This window comes from Paenibacillus oceani, assembly GCF_014705615.1.
GTDB lineage: Bacteria > Bacillota > Bacilli > Paenibacillales > NBRC-103111 > Paenibacillus_AB > Paenibacillus_AB oceani.
Map to the genome: position 1 here is coordinate 123,946 of NZ_JACXJA010000021.1, position 25,366 is coordinate 149,311.

17 protein-coding genes are annotated in these 25,366 nt (G+C 55.2%); 12 read left to right on the top strand and 5 right to left on the bottom strand.

What is annotated here, in order from left to right; all coding sequences use genetic code 11:
• Positions 1–82: 82 nt before the first annotated feature.
• From uvrB to IDH45_RS16910, 8 genes are all read left to right on the top strand, one after another.
• Entirely contained in the window at positions 83–2,080 is a 1,998-nt protein-coding gene (uvrB, locus tag IDH45_RS16875; protein WP_190929293.1) for an excinuclease ABC subunit UvrB, read from the top strand.
• Between the two features lie 122 nt (positions 2,081–2,202).
• Positions 2,203–5,085 (top strand): excinuclease ABC subunit UvrA, encoded by a 2,883-nt coding sequence (uvrA, locus tag IDH45_RS16880; RefSeq protein WP_190929294.1) that lies wholly within the window; start codon positions 2,203–2,205, stop codon positions 5,083–5,085.
• Between the two features lie 293 nt (positions 5,086–5,378).
• A complete protein-coding gene (locus IDH45_RS16885) occupies positions 5,379–7,169 on the top strand; it encodes a right-handed parallel beta-helix repeat-containing protein (RefSeq protein ID WP_190929295.1) in 1,791 nt (596 codons plus the stop codon).
• Positions 7,170–7,297: 128 nt separating this feature from the next.
• The gene (locus tag IDH45_RS16890) at positions 7,298–8,185 is read left to right on the top strand and encodes a helix-turn-helix transcriptional regulator (protein WP_190929296.1); all 888 of its coding nucleotides are present in this window, start codon (positions 7,298–7,300) and stop codon (positions 8,183–8,185) included.
• Between the two features lie 105 nt (positions 8,186–8,290).
• Positions 8,291–9,205: an AraC family transcriptional regulator gene (locus tag IDH45_RS16895; RefSeq protein ID WP_190929297.1), complete on the top strand. Its 915-nt coding sequence runs from the start codon at positions 8,291–8,293 to the stop codon at positions 9,203–9,205.
• 32 nt (positions 9,206–9,237) lie between these two features.
• Positions 9,238–10,545, top strand: a complete 1,308-nt coding sequence (locus tag IDH45_RS16900; RefSeq protein WP_190929298.1) for an ABC transporter substrate-binding protein — start codon at positions 9,238–9,240, stop codon at positions 10,543–10,545.
• 180 nt (positions 10,546–10,725) lie between these two features.
• Positions 10,726–11,289, top strand: coding sequence for a helix-turn-helix domain-containing protein (locus IDH45_RS16905; protein ID WP_190929299.1), 564 nt, complete (start codon positions 10,726–10,728; stop codon positions 11,287–11,289).
• Between the two features lie 301 nt (positions 11,290–11,590).
• Entirely contained in the window at positions 11,591–11,803 is a 213-nt protein-coding gene (locus IDH45_RS16910) for a hypothetical protein (RefSeq protein ID WP_190929300.1), read from the top strand.
• A gap of 137 nt (positions 11,804–11,940) precedes the next feature.
• On the opposite strand, the gene IDH45_RS16915 is transcribed toward IDH45_RS16910, so the two are convergent.
• The 5 genes from IDH45_RS16915 to IDH45_RS16935 all read right to left on the bottom strand — a co-directional run bounded on the left by IDH45_RS16915 (position 11,941) and on the right by IDH45_RS16935 (position 18,940).
• Complete coding sequence (locus IDH45_RS16915) at positions 11,941–13,089, bottom strand: MBOAT family O-acyltransferase (protein ID WP_190929301.1); 1,149 nt, start codon at positions 13,087–13,089, stop codon at positions 11,941–11,943.
• Between the two features lie 97 nt (positions 13,090–13,186).
• The gene (locus tag IDH45_RS16920; protein WP_190929302.1) at positions 13,187–14,113 is read right to left on the bottom strand and encodes a hypothetical protein; all 927 of its coding nucleotides are present in this window, start codon (positions 14,111–14,113) and stop codon (positions 13,187–13,189) included.
• A gap of 12 nt (positions 14,114–14,125) precedes the next feature.
• A complete protein-coding gene (locus IDH45_RS16925; protein ID WP_190929303.1) occupies positions 14,126–15,337 on the bottom strand; it encodes a hypothetical protein in 1,212 nt (403 codons plus the stop codon).
• Between the two features lie 8 nt (positions 15,338–15,345).
• On the bottom strand, positions 15,346–15,597 hold the full coding sequence (locus IDH45_RS16930) for an acyl carrier protein (RefSeq protein WP_190929304.1): 252 nt from the start codon (positions 15,595–15,597) through the stop codon (positions 15,346–15,348).
• Between the two features lie 139 nt (positions 15,598–15,736).
• On the bottom strand, positions 15,737–18,940 hold the full coding sequence (locus IDH45_RS16935; RefSeq protein WP_223836723.1) for an FG-GAP repeat domain-containing protein: 3,204 nt from the start codon (positions 18,938–18,940) through the stop codon (positions 15,737–15,739).
• A 231-nt stretch (positions 18,941–19,171) separates the two neighbouring features.
• On the opposite strand from IDH45_RS16935, the gene IDH45_RS16940 reads away from it, so the two are divergent.
• The 4 genes from IDH45_RS16940 (at position 19,172) to IDH45_RS16955 (ending at position 25,315) form a co-directional block, all read left to right on the top strand.
• On the top strand, positions 19,172–20,155 hold the full coding sequence (locus IDH45_RS16940) for a PfkB family carbohydrate kinase (RefSeq protein WP_190929305.1): 984 nt from the start codon (positions 19,172–19,174) through the stop codon (positions 20,153–20,155).
• Between the two features lie 3 nt (positions 20,156–20,158).
• Positions 20,159–20,668, top strand: coding sequence for a phosphoesterase (locus IDH45_RS16945; protein ID WP_190929306.1), 510 nt, complete (start codon positions 20,159–20,161; stop codon positions 20,666–20,668).
• Between the two features lie 177 nt (positions 20,669–20,845).
• Positions 20,846–23,401: a U32 family peptidase gene (locus tag IDH45_RS16950; protein WP_190929307.1), complete on the top strand. Its 2,556-nt coding sequence runs from the start codon at positions 20,846–20,848 to the stop codon at positions 23,399–23,401.
• A 129-nt stretch (positions 23,402–23,530) separates the two neighbouring features.
• A complete protein-coding gene (locus IDH45_RS16955) occupies positions 23,531–25,315 on the top strand; it encodes an AfsR/SARP family transcriptional regulator (protein WP_190929308.1) in 1,785 nt (594 codons plus the stop codon).
• Positions 25,316–25,366 lie beyond the last annotated feature (51 nt).

Genomic DNA, 25,366 nt, shown 5'->3' on the forward strand with positions numbered 1-25,366 from the left:
ACCCTGTCGCATGTCACACCATATATCGGTAATTGAAGAAAGAGTCAATAGAGTCGAAAGACCCAGAGCGAGGGATAAAGCGATGAGCGATATCGTGCTCCACAACAAACCGTTTCAACTGGTTTCTCCATTCCAGCCTCAAGGCGATCAGCCTGGGGCTATTGACGAGCTTGTCCGCGGACTGCAGGAGGGCAAGCGATATCAGACGCTGCTTGGCGCGACCGGCACGGGGAAGACGTTTACGGCCGCCCAGGTGATCGCCCGGACGAACCGTCCGACGCTTGTTATTGCGCATAACAAGACGCTGGCGGCTCAGCTGTGCAGCGAGTTCCAAGAGTTTTTTCCCCATAACGCCGTGTCGTATTTTGTCAGTTATTACGACTACTACCAGCCGGAGGCGTATATTCCTTCGAGCGATACGTACATTGAGAAAGATTCCAGCATTAACGATGAGATCGACAAGCTCCGCCACTCCGCAACCAGTTCGTTGTTCGAACGCCGCGACGTAATCATCGTTGCCAGCGTATCGTGCATTTACGGTCTCGGTTCCCCGATGGAGTACCGGAATCTCGTCTTGTCGCTGAGGACGGGGATGGAACGACCGCGCAACGAGATTTTACACAAGCTGGTCGATATCCAGTACGCGCGGAACGATCTTAACTTCGTCCGCGGGACGTTCCGCGTTCGGGGCGACGTTATCGAGATTTTCCCGGCTTCGAGAGGCGAGCAGGCGATTCGCATCGAGCTGTTCGGCGACGAGATCGAGCGGATTACTGAAATCGACGTGCTGACCGGAGAGATTCTCGGCGAGCGGGATCATGTCGCGATCTTCCCGGCGTCTCACTTCGTCACCCATGAGGATACGATGAAGAAGGCGCTGGTGGACATCGAGCGCGAGCTGGAGGAGCGGCTCGAAGAGCTTCGTTCCGAGAACAAGCTGCTGGAGGCTCAGCGGCTGGAGCAGCGGACCCGGTACGATCTGGAGATGATGCACGAGATGGGCTTCTGCTCCGGTATCGAGAACTACTCCGGGCCGCTTACATTCCGCGAACGCGGCGCTACGCCGTATACGCTGCTGGACTATTTCCCCGACGATATGCTGGTTATCGTTGACGAATCACATGTATCGCTTCCGCAAATCCGAGCGATGTACAACGGCGACCGGGCGCGGAAGGAAGTGCTGGTCGATCACGGCTTCCGGCTACCGTCGGCGCTGGATAACCGGCCGCTGCGATTCGAGGAGTTTGAGCAGAAGATCAGCCAGGCGATCTTCGTCTCGGCTACGCCGGGCCCGTATGAGCTTGAGAGCTGCCCGACGATGGTGCAGCAGATCATCCGGCCGACAGGTCTTCTCGATCCGATTATCGAGGTGCGCCCGACGAAGGGACAGATCGACGATCTGATCGGCGAGATCAACGAGCGGATCGCCAAGGACGAGCGGGTGCTCGTCACGACGCTGACGAAGAAAATGTCGGAGGATTTGACGGATTATTTCAAAGAGCTCGGCATTAAGGTCCGTTATCTCCATTCCGATGTCAAAACGTTTGAACGGATGCAGCTGCTGCGCGAATTGCGGCTCGGCACGTTCCATGTGCTGGTGGGCATCAACCTGCTGCGGGAAGGGCTGGACTTGCCGGAAGTATCCCTCGTCGCCATATTGGATGCGGATAAGGAAGGGTTTCTGCGTGCCGAACGGTCGCTCATTCAGACGATCGGACGGGCGGCGCGGAACGCGAACGGCCGGGTTATTATGTACGGGGACAAGCGGACAGATTCGATGGACCGGGCCATCCGCGAGACCGAGCGGCGGCGCGCGATCCAGATCGAGTTCAACGAGAAGCACGGCATCACGCCGCAGACGATCCAGAAGCGGGTGCACGATGTTATCGAGGCCACGAAGGTGGCGGAGCAGAAGGCGGACTATCTGGCCGGCGTGAAGTCCGAGAAAATGTCCAAGAAAGACCGAGCCTCGCTGATCGAACGTCTCGAAGCGGAGATGAAGGAAGCTGCCAAAAGCTTGCAGTTCGAACGTGCCGCCGAGCTGCGCGATGCGATATTGGAGCTCAAAGCCGCCCTGTAACGGCGGCTCTCTTTCGCGGCGGAGCTGGAGAATGTTTCAACCGGGCGGCCGGTTCCCAGTCGTTTTTAACGGTGTTATGATGAAGGAATGAATGGCTATACCCACGGAAAGGATGGTTCACAGTGGCTCAAGACCGCATCGTGATCAAAGGAGCGAGAGCTCATAATTTAAAAAATGTTGACGTAACGATACCGCGCGACAAGTTCGTCGTGTTGACCGGGTTAAGCGGCTCCGGCAAATCGTCGCTCGCTTTCGATACGATCTACGCGGAGGGACAACGCCGCTACGTCGAGTCGCTTTCCGCCTACGCCAGACAGTTTCTGGGCCAGATGGACAAGCCGGATGTCGATTCGATCGAAGGATTGTCCCCGGCCATCTCCATCGACCAGAAAACGACCAGCCGCAACCCCCGGTCTACAGTCGGCACGGTTACGGAAATATACGATTACCTCAGGCTGATGTTTGCCCGGATCGGGAAGCCGCATTGCCCGGATCACGGCAGCGAGATTACCGCACAGTCGGTCGAGCAGATGATCGACCGGATTATGGAATATCCCGAGCGGACGAAGCTGCAGATCTTGGCGCCGATCATATCCGGACGCAAGGGCGAGCATACGAAGCTGCTGGCCGATATTCAGAAGCAGGGCTTCGTTCGCGTCCGCGTTAACGGAGAGATCCGCGATCTGTCCGAGAAGATTGAGCTGGAGAAAAACAAGAAACATTCGATCGAAGTTGTCGTCGACCGGATCGTCGTGAAGGGTGATATTCAGGCCCGGCTCGCGGATTCGCTGGAGACGGCGCTGAAGCTGGCCGACGGCCGGGTAATCGTCGATGTGATGGAGCAGGAAGAGCTGCTGTTCAGCCAGAAGCTGGCGTGCCCGGAATGCGGCTTCAGCATCGATGAGCTTGCTCCGCGGATGTTCTCGTTCAACAGCCCGTTCGGAGCTTGCCCGGATTGCGACGGTTTGGGAGCGAAGATGATCGTTGATCCGGACCTTCTCGTACCGAATCCGGCGATGACGATCGAGGAAGGCGCGTTCGAGGCTTGGGCGGGAAGCACGTCCAACTATTATCCTCAGTTTCTGGCTGCGGTGTGCGAACATTACGAGATCCCCCGGAACGTTCCTGTTGCCGAGCTGTCGGCGGACCATATGAAGAAGATTTTGTATGGAACCGGCGGCGAGAAGGTCAAATTCCGTTACGAGAACGATTTTGGCCTGTCCAAGGAAGCGCTCGTTCCGTTCGAAGGAATCGTCCGCAACCTGGAGCGGAGATACCGCGAGACCGCGTCGGACGGCATCCGCGAGCATATCGAGCAATATATGAGCGCGAAGCCGTGCCAGGGCTGCAAAGGCCAACGGCTGAAGCGGGAGACGCTGGCCGTCACCGTCGGCAATAAAAATATTGCGTACGTGACCAATCTGTCGATCGGAGATGCGGCCGATTTCTTCGGCGGACTCGATCTGTCGGAGAAGGAGCGGACGATCGCCCATCTCGTACTGAAGGAAATCGAAGCCCGTCTCGGCTTTCTGGTTAACGTTGGTCTCGACTACTTATCCCTCAGCCGTTCAGCCGGTACGTTATCCGGCGGCGAGGCGCAGCGCATTCGTCTGGCGACCCAGATCGGCTCCAGCCTGATGGGCGTTCTGTACATCCTGGACGAGCCGAGCATCGGTCTGCATCAACGGGACAACGATCGTCTCATTCGTACGCTGGAGCATATGCGCGATCTCGGCAATACGCTGATCGTCGTCGAGCATGACGAAGATACGATGATCGCCGCGGACTATATTATCGATATCGGACCGGGTGCCGGCATCCATGGCGGACAAGTCGTGGCGCAAGGAACGCCGAAGGAAATTATGGAAGATCCCAACTCGCTTACCGGTCAATATTTGAGCGGGAAGAAGTTCATACCGATCCCGAGTCCGCGGAGGAAGCCTAACGGAAAGTGGCTGGAGGTCAAAGGCGCCAAGGAGAACAATCTGCGAGGCGTCAACGCCAAAATACCGCTCGGCGTATTCACTTGCGTCACCGGCGTATCCGGATCGGGCAAAAGTACGCTGATTAACGAAATCTTGTACAAATCGCTAGCGCGCGATCTGAATAAAGCGAAGACACGCCCAGGCGAGCATAAGGAAATACTCGGCCTGGAGCATATCGAGAAGGTCATCGAGATCGACCAGTCGCCGATCGGAAGAACCCCGAGATCGAATCCGGCCACGTACACAGGGATGTTCGACGATATCCGCGACGTATTCTCGGCAACCAACGAGTCGAAGGTGCGAGGGTACAAGAAAGGCCGGTTCAGCTTTAACGTGAAAGGCGGACGCTGCGAAGCGTGCCGCGGAGACGGTATCATCAAGATCGAGATGCACTTCCTGCCGGACGTGTACGTGCCGTGCGAGCAGTGCAAAGGGAAACGGTACAACCGCGAGACGCTCGATATCAAATACAAAGGCAAAAGCATCGCCGAGGTGCTGGAGCTGACGATCGAGGACGGCTGCGAGTTTTTCCGCAACATTCCGCGTATTCACCGGAAGCTGCAGACGCTGCTGGACGTAGGCCTCGGCTATATGAAGCTGGGCCAGCCGGCAACGACGCTGTCCGGTGGCGAAGCGCAGCGGGTGAAGCTGGCCGCCGAGCTGTACCGGCGCAGCACCGGCAAGACCATCTACATTTTGGACGAGCCGACAACGGGTCTTCATATCGACGACATCGACCGTTTGCTTACCGTCCTTCACCGTCTGGTGGACAGCGGCGAGACGGTGCTTGTAATCGAGCATAATCTGGACGTGATTAAGACGGCCGATTATTTGATCGATCTGGGGCCGGAAGGCGGTACTCGAGGCGGCACGATCGTGGCGACGGGAGCGCCGGAGGAAGTCGTCCGGGTACCGGAGTCTTACACCGGCAAGTATTTAAAGCCGATTCTGGAGCGCGACCTGGAGCGTACGGAGCAGCAAGAGAAAGAGCGCGAAGCTAAGGAGAATGCGGTCGTATGACCGCTCCAACAACCAACCCTGTTCGAACGACGGCGTTCGTAACGGGGTTGGTTTTTCTTTGCGCGCTTTAAAGTGGGAATCGTCCTTCTTAGTCAAATAAACCGGAATTTTCATGAATAAGGGAAAAGAAGCCGCACGATTGATTTGGTACGCTAAGCGCAGGATCATGGAGGGAGCGAGAGTGGGAACATTTGTGGTTGTGACGATAGGGGGGATTTCGGTATTGTGATGCATTGCAAGCCGGAGTAATTCAGTTAGACCATCATGCTCATTAGATGAAGGAGGCGCAGGAGATGAAGGCAGAACACGAAGAGAAGATCCATGAAAACAAGGCACATTCCACGGACGGGAGAGAGTGGGAAACGAGCCTTACACCGAAGCGAATAAGCCGGAGGAAGTTGCTGGCGTCCATCGGTCTGGCCGGAGCTGGTGCGTGTATGACGGTTGCAGGAGCCTATGGGGCAAGCGCTTCTTCCGTCGCGGAATCGGTGTATGCACGTTCAACTCCGGAGAACGATTCGAGATTTCATCCCAGGAAGCCGGGCCCGTGGATCGACATCACGCAACCTCCGTATAATGCCCGCCCGGGCGGCAGCTACGACAATTCGGCTATTTTTCAACAAGCGGTAAATGATGCAGCGGGTGAGGGCGGCAAAATATACGTTCCCTTCGGAGATTACTTGGTGGCGAACGGGTTTACGATCGATAAAAACTATTTGTCGCTGGAAGGAACGGGGAGGCTCGTGCTGGGCCGTCATATCTCGCTGCTTGCCGACGGCTTCCGGTGCAGCGGGCTGCGGTTCAAGGCGCTGAACACGTCAAGCCAAATTCGAGGCATTCAGGCGGAGACCGCCTTGATCGGGAGAAGCATCGGACGGATAACGATACAAAATTGCGAATTCGAGCAGTTTTTCTATGCGACTAACTTCCGCGGGACCGAGTCGTATCCGATCCGGGATATAGTGGTGGAGGGCTGCCGATCAACTGCTCCGGTTGGGGTAAACGCCGGCCATTTTCAAAACCTGTGTACTATAAATACTTATTACAGCGGAAATGCCTGTTACAACGGCCAAAATGCAACCAGCTACAATTTTTTCGGGGGCAACGGCAAAATCAAAATTGTCGGCAATTATGATTTCAACAATTCGTACGGCTCCTGCGAAATAGAAAATTCCCCCGGGGCGGAAGTAGTCATTTCCTCCAACAATTTCGACAGGCAGCTTTGGATCGACGACAGCTCGACTGTGGTCATTGACGGGAACATTATCAAAGAGAGGATCTTTGTAACGGTTCAGGATAACGATTGTGAAAACGTGATCATCTCCAATAATATCGCAGATCGGATCTATGTCGATAAGTTCAGCACCTACCGGGCTGGTAAAATAAAAAACCTGGAGATTTGCCACAATGAACTGATCGGTCCGGGGGGCTGGGGGATATTTATCCGCGGGACGTATACGGAAGCTTGCCGAATTGTCGAGAACCGGATTGCTCCCGGCTTTACGAGCGGATCGATCGGGATCGTACGAGACCCGGGTCTCGATCTGGAGATCTCCCGCAACGAAGTGAACGGATTGGTTTTATTCAGCAGCACCGGCGGGGCGATCCGGTTATACGGAAACCGCAATTATACGTTGTCCGGCAAACACGATGTTCCCACCTTGGAACGTTTGTACCAGTCTTCGGGGACAAGGTTGAACGTAGCAGACAGGAAAGTTTTTCAGTCGCAGACAATCCGTGCGGTATCCGGTTCCGCCGGTTCCGCTTCGTTTGCAATCGACCCTGCCGCTGCAGGATCGGGCAAAGCCGTCAAATTGACTTTCACGGGATGTGTTCAGCATCCGACGCCACTTTTCGATGCCGCGGAGCAGACGGTGATCCTCTCCAACCATTCTGGAGCGTTACACGTATCGGCAGGGTCTTTAACCAAAATATCCGGGAATGCGGCGACCGATTTCACTACACACTTCCAGTTAAACGCCGAGATGATGGAGCTGCTTGTAACGATAACGAACACAGGGACAGCGACATTGGCAGTGAGCGTTTCTTGTATCGAGCATGCGGCCGTCCATGTTCCCGTTTAGAAAAATTCGGTAGTGCCCGAATCAACTATGGAAAGGTATGGAGGGCCGATATTCATCTGGGCAGCAGTCTATCCGGGCAAAGCCACCTGTGGTAATATGGAAAAAAATCGCCACTGGGGGGATACGGCATGCCAATCGAGCGGCCCTCTTTGTTTCATGAATTCGAATACCGTTGCTCCAAGCCGCTGTATACGGAGGAGGTCCGGCATCCGGCTCTTTACGAGCTTTTATATGTCCACGAAGGCAGCGGATTGTCGAATGTCGGCGATCGTGCGATTCCGCTCGCTGCCCGTGATCTTCTGATCTCGGATGGAACGAAACAGCAGGGATTACGTGTGGATGACAAGATCGGATGCATCTATACCCGGATATCGATTCGCCCGTCGTCACTGAGGAAGATGAAGTCGCCGGTGAACGGAATCGATCTCATGCTGCCTTTTGAAGTGCTGGGGCATCATCATATTCACATGTCGGAAGAAGCCGGCAAGGAAATGGAAGCTTTGTTGCTTCGAATACACCGGTTTAGCCAAAGCGGCAATTGGGTAGATCTCAATCGGCTCGTAATGGCCTTTTTTGATTTGCTGATCGTGGTGTACGCTGTCTGTGAGCCGGATCTGAAGAAGCAAAACTATACGATTAGTGAGAAAGAGCGGCATGTCCGCAAAGTAATCCATTATATTGAAAACGCATTCAACGAAGATGTCACGTTAAATGATATGGAGCGGGAGCTCCACTTAAGCAAGCAGTATATGTCGAGAATTTTCCGTGAAAGTACGGGGATTACCATATTCGATTACTTGTACCGCAGACGGATTGAACAAGCGAAGCAACTCTTCTATATGCATCGTGCATGTTCAGTGACCGATATTGGCTTGCAGGTCGGGTTTAAGAACGTATCCCATTTTAGCCGAATGTTCAAAACCCAGGTGGGAGTTACGCCGGAACAATATCGAAAGGTTATGGATCATGGAGCGGCCGACGGCGGCAGCAACCGCAAATCAAATACAGTCAAATGAGGAAGGGGGGAAGTTAACAAGAGGAAAGCACCAGATTGGTACCCGTGCTACATTAAATACAACGGCGGCGGGGACGTTTTATCGTCGGGAAGGAGGGGGAGTCGATTGATCTTAACGCGGCGTTATCCGCTGTTTAACGAATATTACTATTTATGCAATACGCCTTTTGTGAAAACGTTTCATACCCATCCGCAATACGAGATTTACTACTTTCATAAAGGCAAGTGCGACTATTTGATCGGGGATCAGGTGTTCGAGCTGGAGTCCGGGGATGCGATCCTGATGAACGGGATGACTTTGCATGGTCCGATCGTGGATCGGGATAACGAATACGTACGGTCGATGTTCTCGTTTTATCCGGAGATTATCCGCATCTTTCATCAGACACTTGGGCCGCTTAATCCGCTGCGTCCGTTCGAGGTGCTGAAAAATTACCGGATTCGGTTGAGCGGAGACCGCAAGGTTGAATTCGAGGATATGCTGCGCCGGATGAACAAGTATTACTACTGCCAGAACACGGTTGAGTTTAACCGGTCTTTGCTGGCTTTTTTCGAGCTGCTGTGGTTTCTGTACGGGGAATGCGAGGAAGCGATGGAAGAGCTTGAACAAAGCGGGCCGGCAAACGGGATGGAAAAGGAACGGAACGTGCAAACCGTCATTTCGTTGATCGAGCAGCAGTACCGCGAGCCGATCTCGCTGGATACGCTGGAGAAAAGCGTCTATATGAGCAAGCATCATCTGTCCCGGATATTCCGCGAGCTGACGGGGATGACGATCATCGATTATTTGTACAAATACCGGATCAACCAGGCTAAAATATTGTTTTACTTGGATCGGACCAATTCTGTTACGGATGTGTACAAGGAAGTCGGATTTCATAGTATGGCGCACTTCAGCCGGTTATTTAAAAAGTTCGTCGGGATTCCCCCGGAGCAGTACCGGAAAATGGTGCAGCCGTTTTTGCTGGAGCCGTTCGCCTTCCCTCCCCGCGAGGTTCAGACCGTTCCGAATGAAAAATAACGAGGGTTGTGTGATCAAGGAGGTCATTGGATTTGTTAAACAAGAGATGGACGATTGCGGCATGCATGCTTGCAGCTGTAGGAACGATATCGGCGTGCGGGGGCGGCGCGAATCCGAAAGCGGGGAATGACCAAGCGGGGGAGACCCCGTCGGTGGACCTGACGAAAATACCGGTCCATCTGGTCATCCATGATACGACGGGTGAAAAAGTCGAACTGCTGATGGATAAGTACGGCAACAAGCTAAAGGAAAAGTTTCCGAACTGGACCTTTGAGATCGTCCCCAAAGTGGACAGCAAAACGCTGCCGAATCTGATTGCAGGAGGGACAACGATCGACATGGTCGTGGAGTCGACCGGGGTTTCGACGATGGAGTACGACCTGCAAGGCGACATAAGCGATCTGATTGCCAAGCACAAATACGATCTGAACCGGCTGGAGCCGACTGCGGTTGAAATTCAGCGAAAGATGGCAAACGGGGGCATATACGGGCTGCCGACCTGGACCCGCTCGATGATTTTATACTACAACAAGGATCTATTCGATATGTTCGGAGTCTCGTACCCGAAAGACGGGATGACGTGGGACGAATTGTACGACGTGACCCGGAAAATGACCCGGACCGAGGGCGGCCAAAGCTACAAAGGGCTGACGATGGCGTTCGAATTCGGGCTAATGCTGAATCAGCTGGGCGCACCGAGTCAGGATGCGAAAAGCGGTAAAGCGCTGTTTCTGGACGATACATTCAAGAAAGCGTTCGAGAATCAGTCGAGATTTTACCAGATTGCCGGAAACGGCTTGCCTGGCGACAGGTTTTATTTGGACAATCAGCAAAATCCCTTTTACAAAAACAAGACGGTTGCGATGTTTCTCACACTTAGCGGTGCCGAGAAGATATACAAGGACAGCGTAAACTGGGACGTAGCCGAATTCCCGGTGTTCGAGGACAAAAAGGGAATAGGCTCGCAATCGTACCCTACGTACTTCTTTTTAAGCAAGGCAAGTAAAAACCGTGACGCTGCGTTCCAGGTATTGAGCTATTTGACGTCGGATGAGTATCAAAGCTTTGCGTCCCGCTCCGGCATCATTACGATCCTGAAAGACACCTCCGTAATGAAGCAATTCGCTGCCGACCTTCCGTACGTGCAAGGGAAACGCATACAAGCGATGATTCCGGCGAAATATGCCGAGCCTACTTTAAAAACGAAGTATAACGCGATTGCGAACAAGGAGCTGCTAGCCGCTCTCGAAGCAGTTGCCAAAGGCACCGATGTCAATACGGCACTTCGCGAGGCAGCGGAACGAAATGATAAGCAAGTAGGGGCCGAGCAGGGGAAATAGTGAGGTGAGCCCAGGCCGCAGGATGAACGGTTTGTTCTTCTGCGGTTTTTTTTGAAGAAACATGCAACTACAGGTTGCATCGTGATACTTCCTATTCAACAACGAGGACTATTTCTATCCCGTCTGGCCTGTGATAACGTAATAGACGAGATCAGATTGGGTGGGAAAGGCGGGTAACGAATGATTGATGCACAACGGATTGGGGCCGTCATAGCCTTGTTGAGAAAGCAGCATAAGATGACGCAGACCCAGTTGGCAAGCGAGCTGAAGGTGACCCATCAGGCGGTATCCAAGTGGGAACGCGGCTTATCGCTGCCGGATTTGGAGTTGCTTGCTTCCATGAGCAAATTATTTCAAGTAAGAGTGGACGACTTGCTTGGGCTGACGGGAGCAAGCGAGGATGAAAAAGGGGCAGTCCCGCCGGAACAAACCGAGACAAATCATTTTCCAGCGCCGGTTGAGGTTGCCGAACATATGGCATATGTGGATATAGATCAGATTTGGGAGGGGGCGTGTGACATCATCAAGAGGCAAATCTCCAAACCAAGCTATGATACGTGGATTCGAAACCTTCGTGCCCTATTCGAAAATGGATCTATAGTGATCGTAAGCGCAAACCGTTTTCAAAACGAATGGCTAAAAACTCGATACTCCAAAATGATCCGCATAGCGCTCGAGCAGGTGACCGAAATGAATGAGGTAAAGCTTGATTTTAATATACGCCCGGAGTTGCTACGCAGATAGCAGCACAATCATTTTGTTTTGTGTGGAAGCTGACGAAATTGAAGCCAAGCACTGGATTTCCGCTTGCGCCTAGTTATAAATGTTAGAAGAGATGGACATCTTATACTTGCGGGGCAGGTTGAAAAACACGATTCATACGAATCGTAGCCTATCGTGATACTAGCCAAATCATGAATGAACCGGAAAAAATCGTGACAAACTTGTTAACAATGAAGAAATTGCTTGCAACCGTTGACGAGGCACGATAACATAGAAAAAGATGAGAAAAATGTGATCGTTATCAATAAGGAGGTCCCAAGCTATGTTTTTGGCAGAAGGTGCTGCTGCGGGAGGCGCAGCCAGTTTCCATACGTTCGATCTGTTTATCGTTGCATTTACGATCCTGATCGCGGTCGGCTTGGTAAGATTGCTGGCTGCACCGGTAAAAAATAAATTTGCGGTCGGATTTGCGGGTGTCAGCTTACTCGTATTTCTAATTGTAGACGTACTGATGGTACAGAGCTGGATGTCTTGATCTCTTTAATGAGCGGAAAGGGCCCAAGCCCTACATAAGAACGAAGAACAAGGAACCCCCTTGCCGGCCGGCAAGGGGGTTGTTAGTTTGCACGCTGTGTTGGCGAAAGCGGGCTGGCATGGTATCGAAATCGCCCTTTACCAGTTTAGCAGCCCTCGATAGATCGTCAACACCGTCTCCTGGCTGCCGCTGTACACGATAACCGCCGCTGTAACGAGCAGCTGGGTGCATACGCACCGGAAATAGAAGTACGGACGGGACACCTTCTTTTTGTTCACGAGCGACAGTTTGAGCAAGCTTTCCAGCGCCATCAATATCCCGTGATACAGCCCCCATAGCAGGTACAGCCAAGAAAAGCCGTGCCACAAGCCGATCAGCACCATGATGACGATGGACAGCAAGGCGGCTGCCCCTCTGGAGGTGAAGGAGCGTGAGAAAATCATAAAGATATGGTCGCGGAACCAGTCGCCCAGCGTCGCGTGCCAATTGCGCCAATATTGCGTGAGTGTCGGCGACAGGAACGGCTGCTTGAAGTTTTCCGGAATCGTATACCCCATCAGCCGGCCGAACCCGATCGCGATATCGGAATAACCCGAGAAATCGAAGTAAATGAGCGCATAAAACCATACCATCAAAAACAGGCTGTGGTACACTTGCAGATCATTCTCCAATACGTCCTTGAAGACGATCGTCATCCCGGCGACCAGTACGACCTTTTTGAACAGACCGAGAATAATCCGCTTAATCCCGGCTTCAAAATCGGCCGCTCCGACCGTATACGGCTTTTTGGAATCGGCTATGAAATCGCGAAATTTTAAAATCGGTCCGGAAGTAAACGTTGGGATAAACAGCAAATAATTGACGAAATCGAGCAAAGGCGCCTTGCCGTCCTTGCCTACATAATAGGCGAAGTAATAGGCGTCGATCACCTTAAGCACGGTATAGATCAGGCCGAATAAGTAGATAGCGTCGAACAAGGGATGCTCGAATATATGCATGCCGAGGAGACGCAGCGCCACTACGGCCCCAATATTCAGCACAATCGCCGTCCCGAAGCCGAATCTGCGCCATCTCGGCGCGTAGCAGAGCCACACATAGCCGATATAGTTCAAGAGTACGTATACGGCGGAGAACAAGAACAGCTTCCGGCTGAACAAGTACAGAAAGCATAAGTTAAACACGAGGACAAGTATTCGTTTGTTTTGCGGCCAGCGCCGCGTCAACAGCAGCACGATCACCATACCGAGCAGAGCGCCCAGCGCGTGCAGATTGAGCAAATAAGACATAGCCCGGCTCCTTTAATCGATCAAAACCCTTCGTAGATGAACAGCCCTTGCCCGGTGAAGCATACTGCCACCAAAGCAAGCATGATGACGTACAGGATCACTTCGCCGATTTTTCGAAGGAAAGCAGCCATCGGTCCACCTCCGCGGTAAATTTAGGCGCGCCGACTTCCTGGTTCAAGTGAACGATGTCGTGGAACGTATCCGGAGCGAACTTGTCCGACAAGTCCAGAACAGGCACGTCATAAGGCTGCACCATCGCATGAACGCGTTCCTTGAGCTGCTTCCAGTAGGCAGGCTGAGGGTACGCCGGGTCGGGATTCAGCGGCATCCAGATCACCTTAAGCGGCAGATTGCGCTCCTTGACGTATCCGAGCAGCCAGTCCAGCGCCTCCAGATTTCCTTTCATATCGTCCAGGCCCATCCAGTAATAATTGGCTTCATAACGGGCCAAATCTTTTTTCATCTCTTCCGCCGGCTTGTAGCCGAAATAAAGCATCTTATCGTTCCATCTCGGCTCATAGGAGCTGAAATCCAGTTGGCCCTGACGGGCCGCTGCCCACGCATTGCGAATCCACTCGCCGCCCGCATCTTGGAAATAGTCCCGGTAATGGAACAGGTACGGGCTATACCACGGTCTCGACCAGGGAAAGCGCGGATCGGTCTGCATCTGATCCAGCATCGTATGCACGTCGATGCCGACGACTAGCTGCTCTTCCACCGTATACAGCCCCCGCTGCAATATTTCCCGCAGATCGGTAATTTTTCCGTACGTCATGCCCATTTCGACGAGAGGTTTCTGGGTTTTGTGCTCCATGTATGCACCGGTCACCGCCGAGTTGCCAAAAAAAACGGGACCGGACCGATCCCATTGATGGTGGTATAACGTTTTTGTAAAATCATCCTTTTCGAACCGCAGCGAGTTCGTCATCGGGTCCCGCCAGGCGACAAACGTATCGACCAGCAGGAACCCGGCGACGAGCAGCAGCACGAAACTGTTTTTTCTCCAAAAGGTCCAGAAGCTCACGGGAATCACTCGTTATCTCGTTTTTGTTTGCCAAGCGTGGTACTGCTCGCGGAAAGCGGCAGGCCAGCCGTCTTCGTTCAAGCCGAACTGCGCGAGAAAAGCGAACACCCAGCGCTCCAGCCCGAAGCCGACGCAGCCGGTAGTAGCCGGACGTTTGCCCATCTTGATGTCGAAGGCGGAGCCAAAGGCGGTGCTGGCGAAATTAACGGAGCTGCACGCAATCGTTTTGCCGATATAGGGAATACTCAGACGCATCTCGTACTTCATTTCCTGGTTGCGCTGGAACGAGGCTTTAACTTGGAAATCGTTCGTAAAGAAAGGGTCGTTCGCATTTTCGATAATACAGTCGATTTCCCATTCAACCGCCAGCTGCTTTAAATATTCGACGGCCTTCAGACGGTTTTCCCGGACGAATTCCGGCTTGCCGACGAATATGATCTCGCGCATGCTGAAGTCGAGCAGTCGGCCGAAGTCGCTGTGGTTTTTGGATTCATAGCGGTGGCACTTGGCTACCGCCGTAACGACGATGCCGTCGCCTTCCAGCGTCTCGCCCTGCAAGCCCTCGTAGCAGTGGTAGCAGGTGGACGGGTTCATCGCAAAACGAGGCTTCGGCATCGTTTTGTTCAGGTCGAGCGGAGCGTCTTCTTTCCAGCCGCCGGCCTCGCGTACCGATTCGGAGAACGACTCGATGACGTCCAGATCGTCGCGCAGGTGGTTCAGGAAATGGAGATGCTCCGGAAACGATGTAAAATGGTTCGTCTTATCGAGCGTCGACAGATGAATGACCGCCGGATACGATTCCTGCTTCGCTCCGAAAGCGTTCGCGATCCGTTGTACGAATGTATCGTCGAGAAACCGGAGCAGGCTCGAAAAAGGCTCGCGGAAGATGAACAAGCCCGGCTCCAGCACTTTAATCGCCTTGGACTCGATCAGTTCGGCGATAATATCTCCCCGGTATGGAGCAGGTCCGCGATGCTCGAAGAGGATATGCTCTTTAAATCCGAAGTCGCCGTGGGAGAAACGCTCGATCAGCTTCTCGACGCCGGCGGCAATCCGCTCGTTTCCTCCCGGAGACCGATGGGCGATTACAAGCAAACTGCCCTCGAGCCGGACTTCGTCGATATGCTCGTCCACGAAGGCGGACGCGTATTTGACCTGGCCGTGCTGGCTCGGGTCAAGGCGCTCGAGCGAAACGGTATATGTAACAGCATGGGGACTGCTCATAGCATGGATTACCTTCCCTTCTTGCCCGCGATAAAGGTGGCGATCTCGCGGATCGTGTTCAGCGGATACAGCATCAGGTCCTGATTGGTCACTTGAATGCTGTACGTCTTCTCGATATGGGCGATTAAAGCCGTCGCTCCCAAGGAATCGATAAAGCCGTAGTCGAACAGATGGACGTCGGTCGTAAAGTCGTCATCGCTATCGTCGATCTCGTAGCGCTCCCGGATGTGTTGTTCCAACTCCAGTATGATCTCTTCCATGCAGGTATCTCCTTCAGGTTTAGTCATATTCCCGGGCGGTTACGCAGCCGGCCGGGATCGGATCGGCGAACCGTCCGAACCGCCGGCTTTCGTAAGCTGCTCCGGATTGAGGATGCCGCGTGCGTCACGTAACGGATAGTTACGGCATCGTTACGGTAATGCTCGTTTTGGCTCCGTAATGGGTTACGGTGGTATACAAATTGTTCTCCGGATCTTGCTCGATCTTCAGATCCTCGCCTTCGATGACGAGAGGACGCGGGCCGTACAGCTTGATCTGCTGCATGCCGTCGGAATTCAGGTCGATCGTCCATGCCGTGCCGTTATCCTGAATCCGCACAGGCACGTTGGAGCGTACGATATGGAACGGCTCGGCGCCCCAGTTGACGGATACGGACGTAAGCCGGCGAAGGCCGAGACCGACGTACAGCTTGCCTTCGTTTTTCAGGAAAGCCGGCGAATCGGTAGCGAACGGATAATTGGCGTACCGCTCTCCGGGCTCGAAGACGACTCCCGCGGTGTCGCGATACTCGGCGGCCATATCCGGCACGTTGCTCGTATCGGACGATAACGATAAAGTCAGGTGCAGGCCGCGTCCGAACTTCGTCTTCAGCTTGTCGATCGCATAGACGAGCCAAGGCCGTTCTACGGTTACTTCCGTTTTCATCGCAGCCAGGAACGAACGCGCCATTTGCGGCTCCGACATAAAGTTATAGTTATAGTCCGTGCGCAGGGTGTCGAAAAACTTCACGAACTTGGTGAGATCACCGGTTTTAGTAGGATTGTCGAACTGGTACTCGATATGTTCGAAATAATCGATCGGCAGATCCAGATTCGCATACGAGCGGTAAATGTCCGTTGTGTCCGGCTTGCTCCCATCCGGCGCTTCCGAATAGCGGAATCCGGGAGCGTACAGCATCATTGGCGATTTCAACTGGTTGTCGTCAAGCAGGAAAGGGAAGCTCCATATGAATTCCCGTCCCCACTGAGGCTCGGTCGGACTGTCGGACGGCTTGAAGCCGAAATTAAACCAGATATCGGCGTCGTTCTCGTTGCGAAGCGTCTGCAGCCGGTCGGACTGATTAATCCGCCAAGTGTGCTGGTTCGTGCCCGTTTTGGTCCACGGCAGCCCGAGCGCATCGAACGCCTTCCGCTGAAGCTGCAATTCGAGCTTCTCCTGTTCGGAGCTGACGAAGCTGTGCACATAGACGTGCGGGATGATCTCCAGCTTGTTGGATTTGGCGTAATCGAGAAACTCCGTAAGCTCTTTTTTATAAGGGAACGTCGGGTCGTCGATCGGCACCGGCCTGCTGTATTGGACTTGGCCGACGATCAGATCTTCCTTGCCATCATGGTTCATATCGGCCCAGAGCGGCACGGAGAACTGTCCGCCGACGAGCGACTTGGACCCCATCTGATTGTTCGTCTTGCCCTTAATCGAGCCTTGCGGATTCCACTTTCCGTCGGCTTGTACATACACGAGCAGGTCGCCTTCATTGTTGCCGATGACGAGGTCCGGCTTCTTGTCTCCGTTCATATCGCGGATCGAAGGGGCGGCATATTTGGCCCCGATCTGGAACAGCGGCTGCGCTTTCCCGAACTGCAGCGGCTTGCCCGCGATACCGTAGTAGGCCGTGAGCTGGCCGGTAGAATCTCCGACGACCAGATCCGGTATGCCGTCTCCGTTCAAGTCCCCGATCGCCGGGGCTGAGTGGGAGGCGGTCCGGATCGGTACCCCTTCCGACAGAAGCGGTACCGGCGGAGCGAATGTCCCTTTCCCTTGCTGAAGCAGCGCTACGATAGTGCCGCCCTGGCTTCCGACGACCAGATCGGCTTTGCCGTCTCCCGTCAAGTCGGCGGCGGTTACCGTAGAGTAGCCGTCGGTTTTCATTGGCTGTCTGTTCGTAAGTACGAGCTTCTCCGGAGCTCCGAAACCGTCCGGGTGAGCGAGGCCCTCCGGTACCATCTGCATAGACAGCTTGGGACCGGCGTTGGTATACCAGTACAGGTAGCCGTCGGCGCTTCCCGCGATCAGCTCGGGCTTGCCGTCTCCGTTCAAGTCGGCTAAGGCCGGATACACTCGGTAAGGCAGCTCCAGCTTCATTCCCAGCTCCAGCGTCACTCCACGCTCCGGATCGGTGGGATAGGCGGCCTGCGTAAGCGGCGAATCCCCGCTAATCAGCAGAGTGCCGCTCGAATAAAACGAGTTGGGAAACTCCCCGACGAACTGCGGCTGCTCATTGGAGCCGGTATTTAAATGAACGGTAATTCCTTCATACCAGTGGTGCCATTCAAAAGCGGAACGGATCAGCGAGAACGAAGGAATCTGATTGTACTGCTTCAGCAGCTCGGCCCAGCCGATCGCTTCCTTGTGCAGGAAGGCGGGCATCGCCTCGAAATGGTTCTGGTAAGCCATCGCCGGTCTTCCGTATGGCCCAAATACCTTCTTCAGGCTGTAGCCCAGCGTTTCTTTGGATACGAAGGATACGTATTCGCTCCGGAACAAATGATTGGCCGCCGAGAAAGCAAAATGAAAATAAGGCTCCAGCGGCAGGCCGGTCTTGAAGCTGTAGTACATCGACATGCCCGGCCGCTGAATCGACTCATTATGCTTGCTTGCTTTCGTCAGAAACCCTTTGGACGGGTCCATGCCGCTTTGCAGATCAAATCCGGTAATAAAATAACGATTAGGCAAAAAAGCTCCGGCGGCGAAAACCGTACCTTGTCCGTACCGGTTGATGGTGTAGACAGGCTGATTGTTAAGCGTAACGATCGTCTCCGCTGTGGAAGGCACGATGGCTTGTCCCCAGTCGAAGCCCGGCATCATATCGTCCAGATTGTTCACGTAAGCATGCGATGTAAAATTGTCGGCGAATTGCCGGAACACATTTTGCAAGCCTTGGAGATTTCCGCGGACGGCCGGATAACCGAACTGCGGGTATAAGGTTGGGGCGACCGGAGCAATAGCTTCGGCTCCCAGCAGCACTTTGGGTAAATCGTTCAGCAGATCGTTCTCGACGAACAGGTGGCCGCCTTGCTTCACATAGGTTTCCAGCAACGGAACGGCGCTTTTTAGCGTGTCGGACTGCTTCAGAGAGACGTCCAGATAGATCGCGTCGTAGGACTGAAGCTTGTTGGCGTCGAGTCCGTCCAGACGGGCTTTTTTCACTTCGGCGTTAGCGACGATCGTTTGTTCGAAATTCAGATAAGCGGACCGGTCGTACGTATCGCCTCCGCTCGCATACAGCAGACGCACCCGCTCCTCTTTATGACCGAAGACGAGTACGAACAGAGCGGCGAGAAGGAGAAGTCCTGTGAGCCAGACCGCTTTTTTGCGCAATGACAAGTCGATCCCTCAAAACTGGTTAGATGTAGGTCGTTGATTATAGTCAACAGGATTGGTTCTGTATACTATAGTCATTATAGCATTTAGACGGTTCCTTGTTAACTTTTGACGAAAGAGAGAGAGGAAAGGTTGCCGGAACTTCGGGAATCGTGTCGGAACGCCGGGACGGCTCCACTTTTCCGCCCGATTTCGTTATACTCTTGGTAAATACCGTGTTGGAGGAGGAATCGTATGAACAAACGCACCGTCGTATGCCTGGGCGAGCTGCTGATCGATTTCGTGCCGCAGACGAACGGCCAGCCGCTGGCGCAGGTGGACACGTTCCGGAAAGCCGCAGGCGGAGCCCCGGCAAACGTAGCTGCAGCCGTTGCCAAGCTGGGGGGGAAATCCCGGTTTATAGCCAAAGTAGGCCGCGACGCCTTCGGCGACTATTTGCAGGAGGCGCTGTATGAAGCAGGTGTCGAGCCGGTTCTCGTCCGGACGGACGAGGCGCGTACGGGGCTGGCGTTCGTATCGCTGCGGGAAGACGGGGAGCGCGACTTTATGTTCTACCGCGATCCGGCGGCCGATATGCTGCTCCGTAAAGAGGAGATTAAAGACGACCTGCTGAGTGACGGAGCGATATTTCACTTCGGTTCGGTGTCGCTGATCGCAGAGCCGTGCCGTACTGCTACCTTGCATGCGGCCAGACGGGCGAGAGCGTTCGGTGCTTTGATCTCGTACGATCCGAATGTCCGGCTGCCGCTGTGGACGAATGCCGATTTTGCAAGACGGGTCATCGTCGATCAGCTGCCGCTCGCGGATCTTGTGAAAGTTAGCGAGGACGAGATTGCGTTTTTGTTCCATGGAGCGGATATCGAGGAAGGGGCGAGGCTGATGCTCGAGCTTGGGCCTCGTTGTATCGTTGCAACGCTCGGTGCCGCCGGCTGCCGCGTCTTTACGAAAAAGGGCGGCATCGCCGTTCCCGGCGTGCCTGTAGAACCGGTCGATACGACCGGCGCCGGGGACAGCTTCGTGGGCGGGCTGCTTTGCCGGCTTGCTGAAGCGGGGATCGGTGCGGAACAGCTCGAAGAGGCGATGGCGGAGGAGTCGTTCGTACGGGACGTATGCAGCTTTGCGAATGCGACAGGGGCGCTCACCACGACAAAACGCGGGGCGATCCCCGCCTTGCCGACGCGCGCCGAAACGTTGGCGAAGCTGGGCCGGGAGGTGTAGGCGGTGGCGGGCGTATTTATGATTTCAGACCACCACTTCGGTCATAAATCGATTATCGATTTCGAATCGAGGCCGTTCGCGGATGCGGACGAGATGACCGAGACGATGATCGACAGATGGAACGCCGTCGTCGGCAAGGACGATAAAGTGTTCCATCTCGGCGACTTCTCGTTTCTGAACCGGGAGAAGACGACGGCGATCGTCAGCCGGCTGAACGGTTATAAGACGCTGATCCTCGGCAATCACGACCGGGGCCGCTCGCGCGCCTGGTGGCTGGAGACGGGCTTTCAGGAGGTAAGCGAATATCCGATCGTTTACGGCGGTTTCTTCTTTCTATCGCATGAACCGATGTATATGAACAAGCATATGCCCTACGTCAATATTCACGGTCATATTCACGGGCAGAAATACGAGGGGAACCATTACTTCAACGTTTGTGTGGAACATTGGGACTATACGCCGGTAGCGTTCGAGGAAATCGTTCGGAGAGTCGTGCCGAGCGAGGAGCAGTAGACGTATAGGCTTCATGGGGCGTTATATAGTGGCCTGGAAACCCTGGAAATCCTATGAGATATCTGTTCGCCATGCTCCAAATCGCTCCAATAGCGCCCGGCCCCCCTTTTCTGGTACACTAGTAAGCATAAAGGGGCGGCAGGGGCCGCACCGGGTAAGCAATGGAGGAAACGAAACATGCGCGAAGACATTCGCATCGAACATATCGAGCTGCTGGCTCCAGCCGGCGATTGGGACTGCCTGAGGGCGGCTGTGGCGAACGGAGCCGACGCCGTCTTCTTCGGCGTGGACAAGTTCAACGCCCGCGTCCGGGCCAAAAATTTTACGATGGACGAGCTGCCGGACATTATGTCCTTTTTGCATCTGTACGGGGTCAAAGGGTTCGTTACGTTTAATATTCTCGTATTCGAAGAGGAGCTGAACGACGCCAAGCGACTCATCGAAGCTTGCATCGATGCCGGCGTGGACGCTGTCATCGTTCAGGATCTCGGGCTCGTCAAGCTGATCCGCGACATCTCCCCGGACTTCCCGATTCACGGCTCTACGCAAATGACGATCACCTCGCCGGAGGCGGTCGAATTTACGAAGCCGTTCGACATCGAGCGGGTCGTGCTCGGACGCGAGAACAATTTGAAGCAAATCAAGCAGATCGGCGACCGGGCGAAGCTGCCGATGGAAGTGTTCGTTCACGGGGCTTTGTGCGTATCGTATTCGGGCCAGTGCCTGACGTCGGAAATGTGGGGCGGCCGTTCGGCGAACCGCGGCGAATGCGCGCAGGCTTGCCGGCTTCCGTACGATTTGATGGTCGACGGCGAGCAGAAGCCGATGGGAGATATCGCCTATCTGCTGTCGCCCAAAGATTTGGCGGCGCTGGAGCTCGTACCCGAGCTGATTGAAGCCGGCGTTACTTCGTTTAAGATCGAAGGGCGGCTGAAATCTCCGGAGTACGTAGCGAACGTCGTCAGTAAATACCGCAAGGCGATCGACGACTACTTCGCCGGACGCGATCCGAAGCCGTCCAAGGAAGAGCTGCGGGAGCTTCAGCAAAGCTTCTCGCGAGGGTTCACCTACGGCTTCCTGAAAGGGACGAACAACAAACAGCTCGTCGAGGGCACATTCCCCAAAAGCCGGGGCGTTTATCTGGGCCGGGTGAAGCAGCTGCTGCGAGACGGCGTATTATGCGAGCTCGAGGCACCGCTCAAGCGGGGAGACGGCATCGTATTCGATGCCGGTGACCCGACCAAGCCGGAGGAAGGGGGACGGGTATACGATATCCGCCGCAAAGGAGTCAAGCTTGAAGGGGAAGCGGGAGGCGAACTCATCGAGATCGTCCCGGGACGCAACGACGTCGACCTGAAGCGGGTCCACGTAGGCGACCGGATCTGGAAGACGAGCGACCCGCATCTGGACAAAAGGCTCCGGCAGACGTTCGAGACAGACAAACCTTACCGTGTCTTCCCGGTAACCGTCCACGTATCGGGGCGGCTTGGCGAGCCGCTGCAATCGGTATGGACCGACTTGCGGACGGGTAACCGCGTGGAGGTGCAGTCGGAGCTGCATCTGGTGCAGGCGGAGAAAAGACCGATGGACCGCGCCTTGTTCGAAGAGCAGCTCGGCCGTCTCGGCGGCACGATTTTCGAATTAAGCGGCCTCGAGGTCACGATGGAGGGTTCGCTCATCGTCCCGATGCGGGAGCTGAATCAGATGCGCCGGCGTGCGGTTGAGCTGTTGGAGACGGCCCGCCAGCAGCCGCGCCGCTACCAGAAGCGTAGTGTAGACGTGTACGCGGATTCGGCCCGGCAACTGCCGGCCGGTGTATTCTCCGACGAAGCGGGAGTCTCCGTTGCCTCCAGCGCGCTCACCGGACGGGAGGAGCCGCGTCTCATCGCACTTTGCCGGAACCTTGAGCAGGTCGAAGCGGTGCTCACCACCGATGTTCAATGGATCTATGCCGATTTTGAATTTATCAAGCAGTTTCCCGCCGCGATCGAAGCGGTCCGGGCTGCCGGCAGACGGATCGCTCTTGCGACCCCGCGGATTCATATGCCGGGAGAGACCGGGTATTTTCAGAACATGCTGAAGCTGCGTCCTGACGCCATCCTGGTCCGCAACACCGGCGCGATGTACTTTTTCATGAAACACCTGGCAGAGAGCACGGACGGCTACAAGCCGGAGCTGATCGGAGATTTCTCGCTGAATGCGGTCAACCACAAGACGGTCGATCTGTTTGTCGACGCAGGCTGCAGCCGGGTAACGCCGTCCTACGATCTGAATATTCAACAGATGGTCGATATGCTGCGGAGGACGGACCCGTCCAGGCTGGAGCTTGTCATTCATCAGCATTTGCCGATGTTCCATACGGAGCACTGCGTATACTGCACATTTCTGAGCGAGGGTACGGACTATACGAACTGCGGCCGGCCTTGCGAGGAGCGTCGCGTATCGCTTCAGGACCGGATCGGCATGTCTCACCCGGTCCGCGTGGACGAAGGGTGCCGCAACACGGTCTATAACGCGATCGAACAGTCCGGAGCGGAATATTTACCCCAGTTCCGGGAGCTTGGGCTAACGACGTTCCGGGTCGAGTTTCTGGAGGAGACGCCGGATAAAGTACGCGAGGTGCTTGATCTGTACAGCCGCGCCTTGAAGGGGACGATCAGCGGTACGAGCGTGTGGCGGGCGCTGAAGGCGACGAACCAGCTTGGCGTCACCCGAGGACAATTGGTCAAATAAAGAAAGTTGCAGCGGAGCGCGCAAGCCGGTTATACGGATTGCGGGGCTCCGCTTTTTTCTTTGGGGCGGTGGAGAGGGAAACGGCTGCTGCCGACGAATTAGTACGGTATCACATAAGAGCAGCGGTGATTGACGTTGAACGAGGTCAGACGATGGATCGATCAGAGAGATTATGCGATGGCGGTCATCCGGCTGGAATGCGCCATCCTCGAAGGCGGGCGGCCCGATGCGGAGCTGCTCGCCATGCTGCCGGACGGCGTGCTGAGCGGGTCGCCCCTGCTGCAGAAAGCTTACGGGGAACGGCTGGCGGATGCAGGGCGGCTGGCGGAAGCGAAGGAATTGCTGCAAAAGTCGGTGAAAGGGTTTGCGCGCCAGACGTTTCAGCAGGAGCTGCTCGCTGCGATGGCCTCGCTTGCTTACGTGCACATGCGCATGGGCGAGCTTCACGAGGCGGAGACGCTGCTGATCTTTCTCCGGAACGAATACGAGCGCGAAGAAACGGCGCAAGGCGGGCACGTTCCTCTCGCCATTGCCAGGGGAGCGCAGTTGATTGGCGAAGAAAGCAGCCGGAGGTTATACTACCAGGCGGCCTTTGACGCATTCGACCGGGCCGCAGATCCGGAGAACGGCAGCCGGGTTTTACTCGAAATGCTGCTCGATCTCGGGCCGGCGCTAGGCAGCCGGATTCAGGAGTCGCATGCGCTGCTGTGTCTGCGCTTAACCGCCAGCCCTGCCGTAGCCGACTACGAGGCGGCTTATGCCGCAACGGCGCTTTACTTCGAGGAGCGGTGGGAGGAAGCCTCCGATGCGTTCGCCGGGCTGTCGCCTAACAAGTTGCCCGTCGTGTTGGACGCAGCATTGCGCTGCTGCGGATATATAGCGATGCTCCGCTGCGGCCAGGTCTTGCCGGAGGAAGGACTCGAGCGGCTGAGAGACGACGTCAGACGGTTTGCAGGCGATGCCACGATCCAGTTTCAGTATGCCTGTCTTGGGTTTGAGCGCAAACGGGAGGAACGGAATGAAGCGGGGGCGCGCCGGGCGCTTGTCCAGGCCGAAGCGCTGGCGAAGCTGTGCGCATCCGCTCAGGCGAGAATGAAAGTTCAGGCGATGAAGCGGGCACTGGATGCGTTGGTTTGGGACCGTGACGAGAAGACGGAGCAGGGGGAGCTGCTGTGGAACGTAACCTGCTTTGGCATGATGAAATTTACCCGGGGCAACACCGAGGTGGCGGACTTTCGCTGGAAACGCCGGAAGGCGCAGGAGCTTTTGCTGTATTTGCTGTTGCAGCCGAACTACACGTGCCCGCGGGATCAACTGCTCGAGAAGCTGTTCGCCGACAGCGACTCCGACCGGAAGGCAGGCCAACTGTACGTAACGATCCATAGCCTCAAGCAGGTCTTGCGGGAAGCTTTGGGATGCGAGGACGCGATTATCGCACGGGGCGGAGTAGTCAAAATCGGCGCGCTTCTCGAACAGGCCGATGTGGAAAAATATCGGACGCTCATCCGCGTAGGCGACCAGCTCTGGCCAAGCGACCGCGAGCTGGCTGCGGAGCTGTACGAGCAGGCGGTTCAGATGTACGAGGAGCTTGTGCCGGAGCTTTCTTACATTGACTGGCTGGACGGATTTCGCAATCACTACGCGGAGGTCCAGGCCGTAACGTTAAAAAGGCTGGTTTACTTCGCTATGGAGAAATCGCGGTATGACGCGGCCGAATCCTATTGCATCGGCTGGCTGCAGGTCCGGCCCGCCGAGGAGGAAGCCTACCAGGGGATGATCCGGCTGCTGATGCGGCAAGGCAAAACGGCCGAGGCGAACCGGTGGTACCGGAAGCTGGAGGCGGTATGCCGCGAGGAGCTGAATGTGACGCCTCTGCCGGAGACGACGCGGCTGCTGCAAGGCGAGGGAATATAAGCGGGCTGCTCCCCAAGGACGGTTCGTGTGCATGTAAGTGTTTTGTAAGAT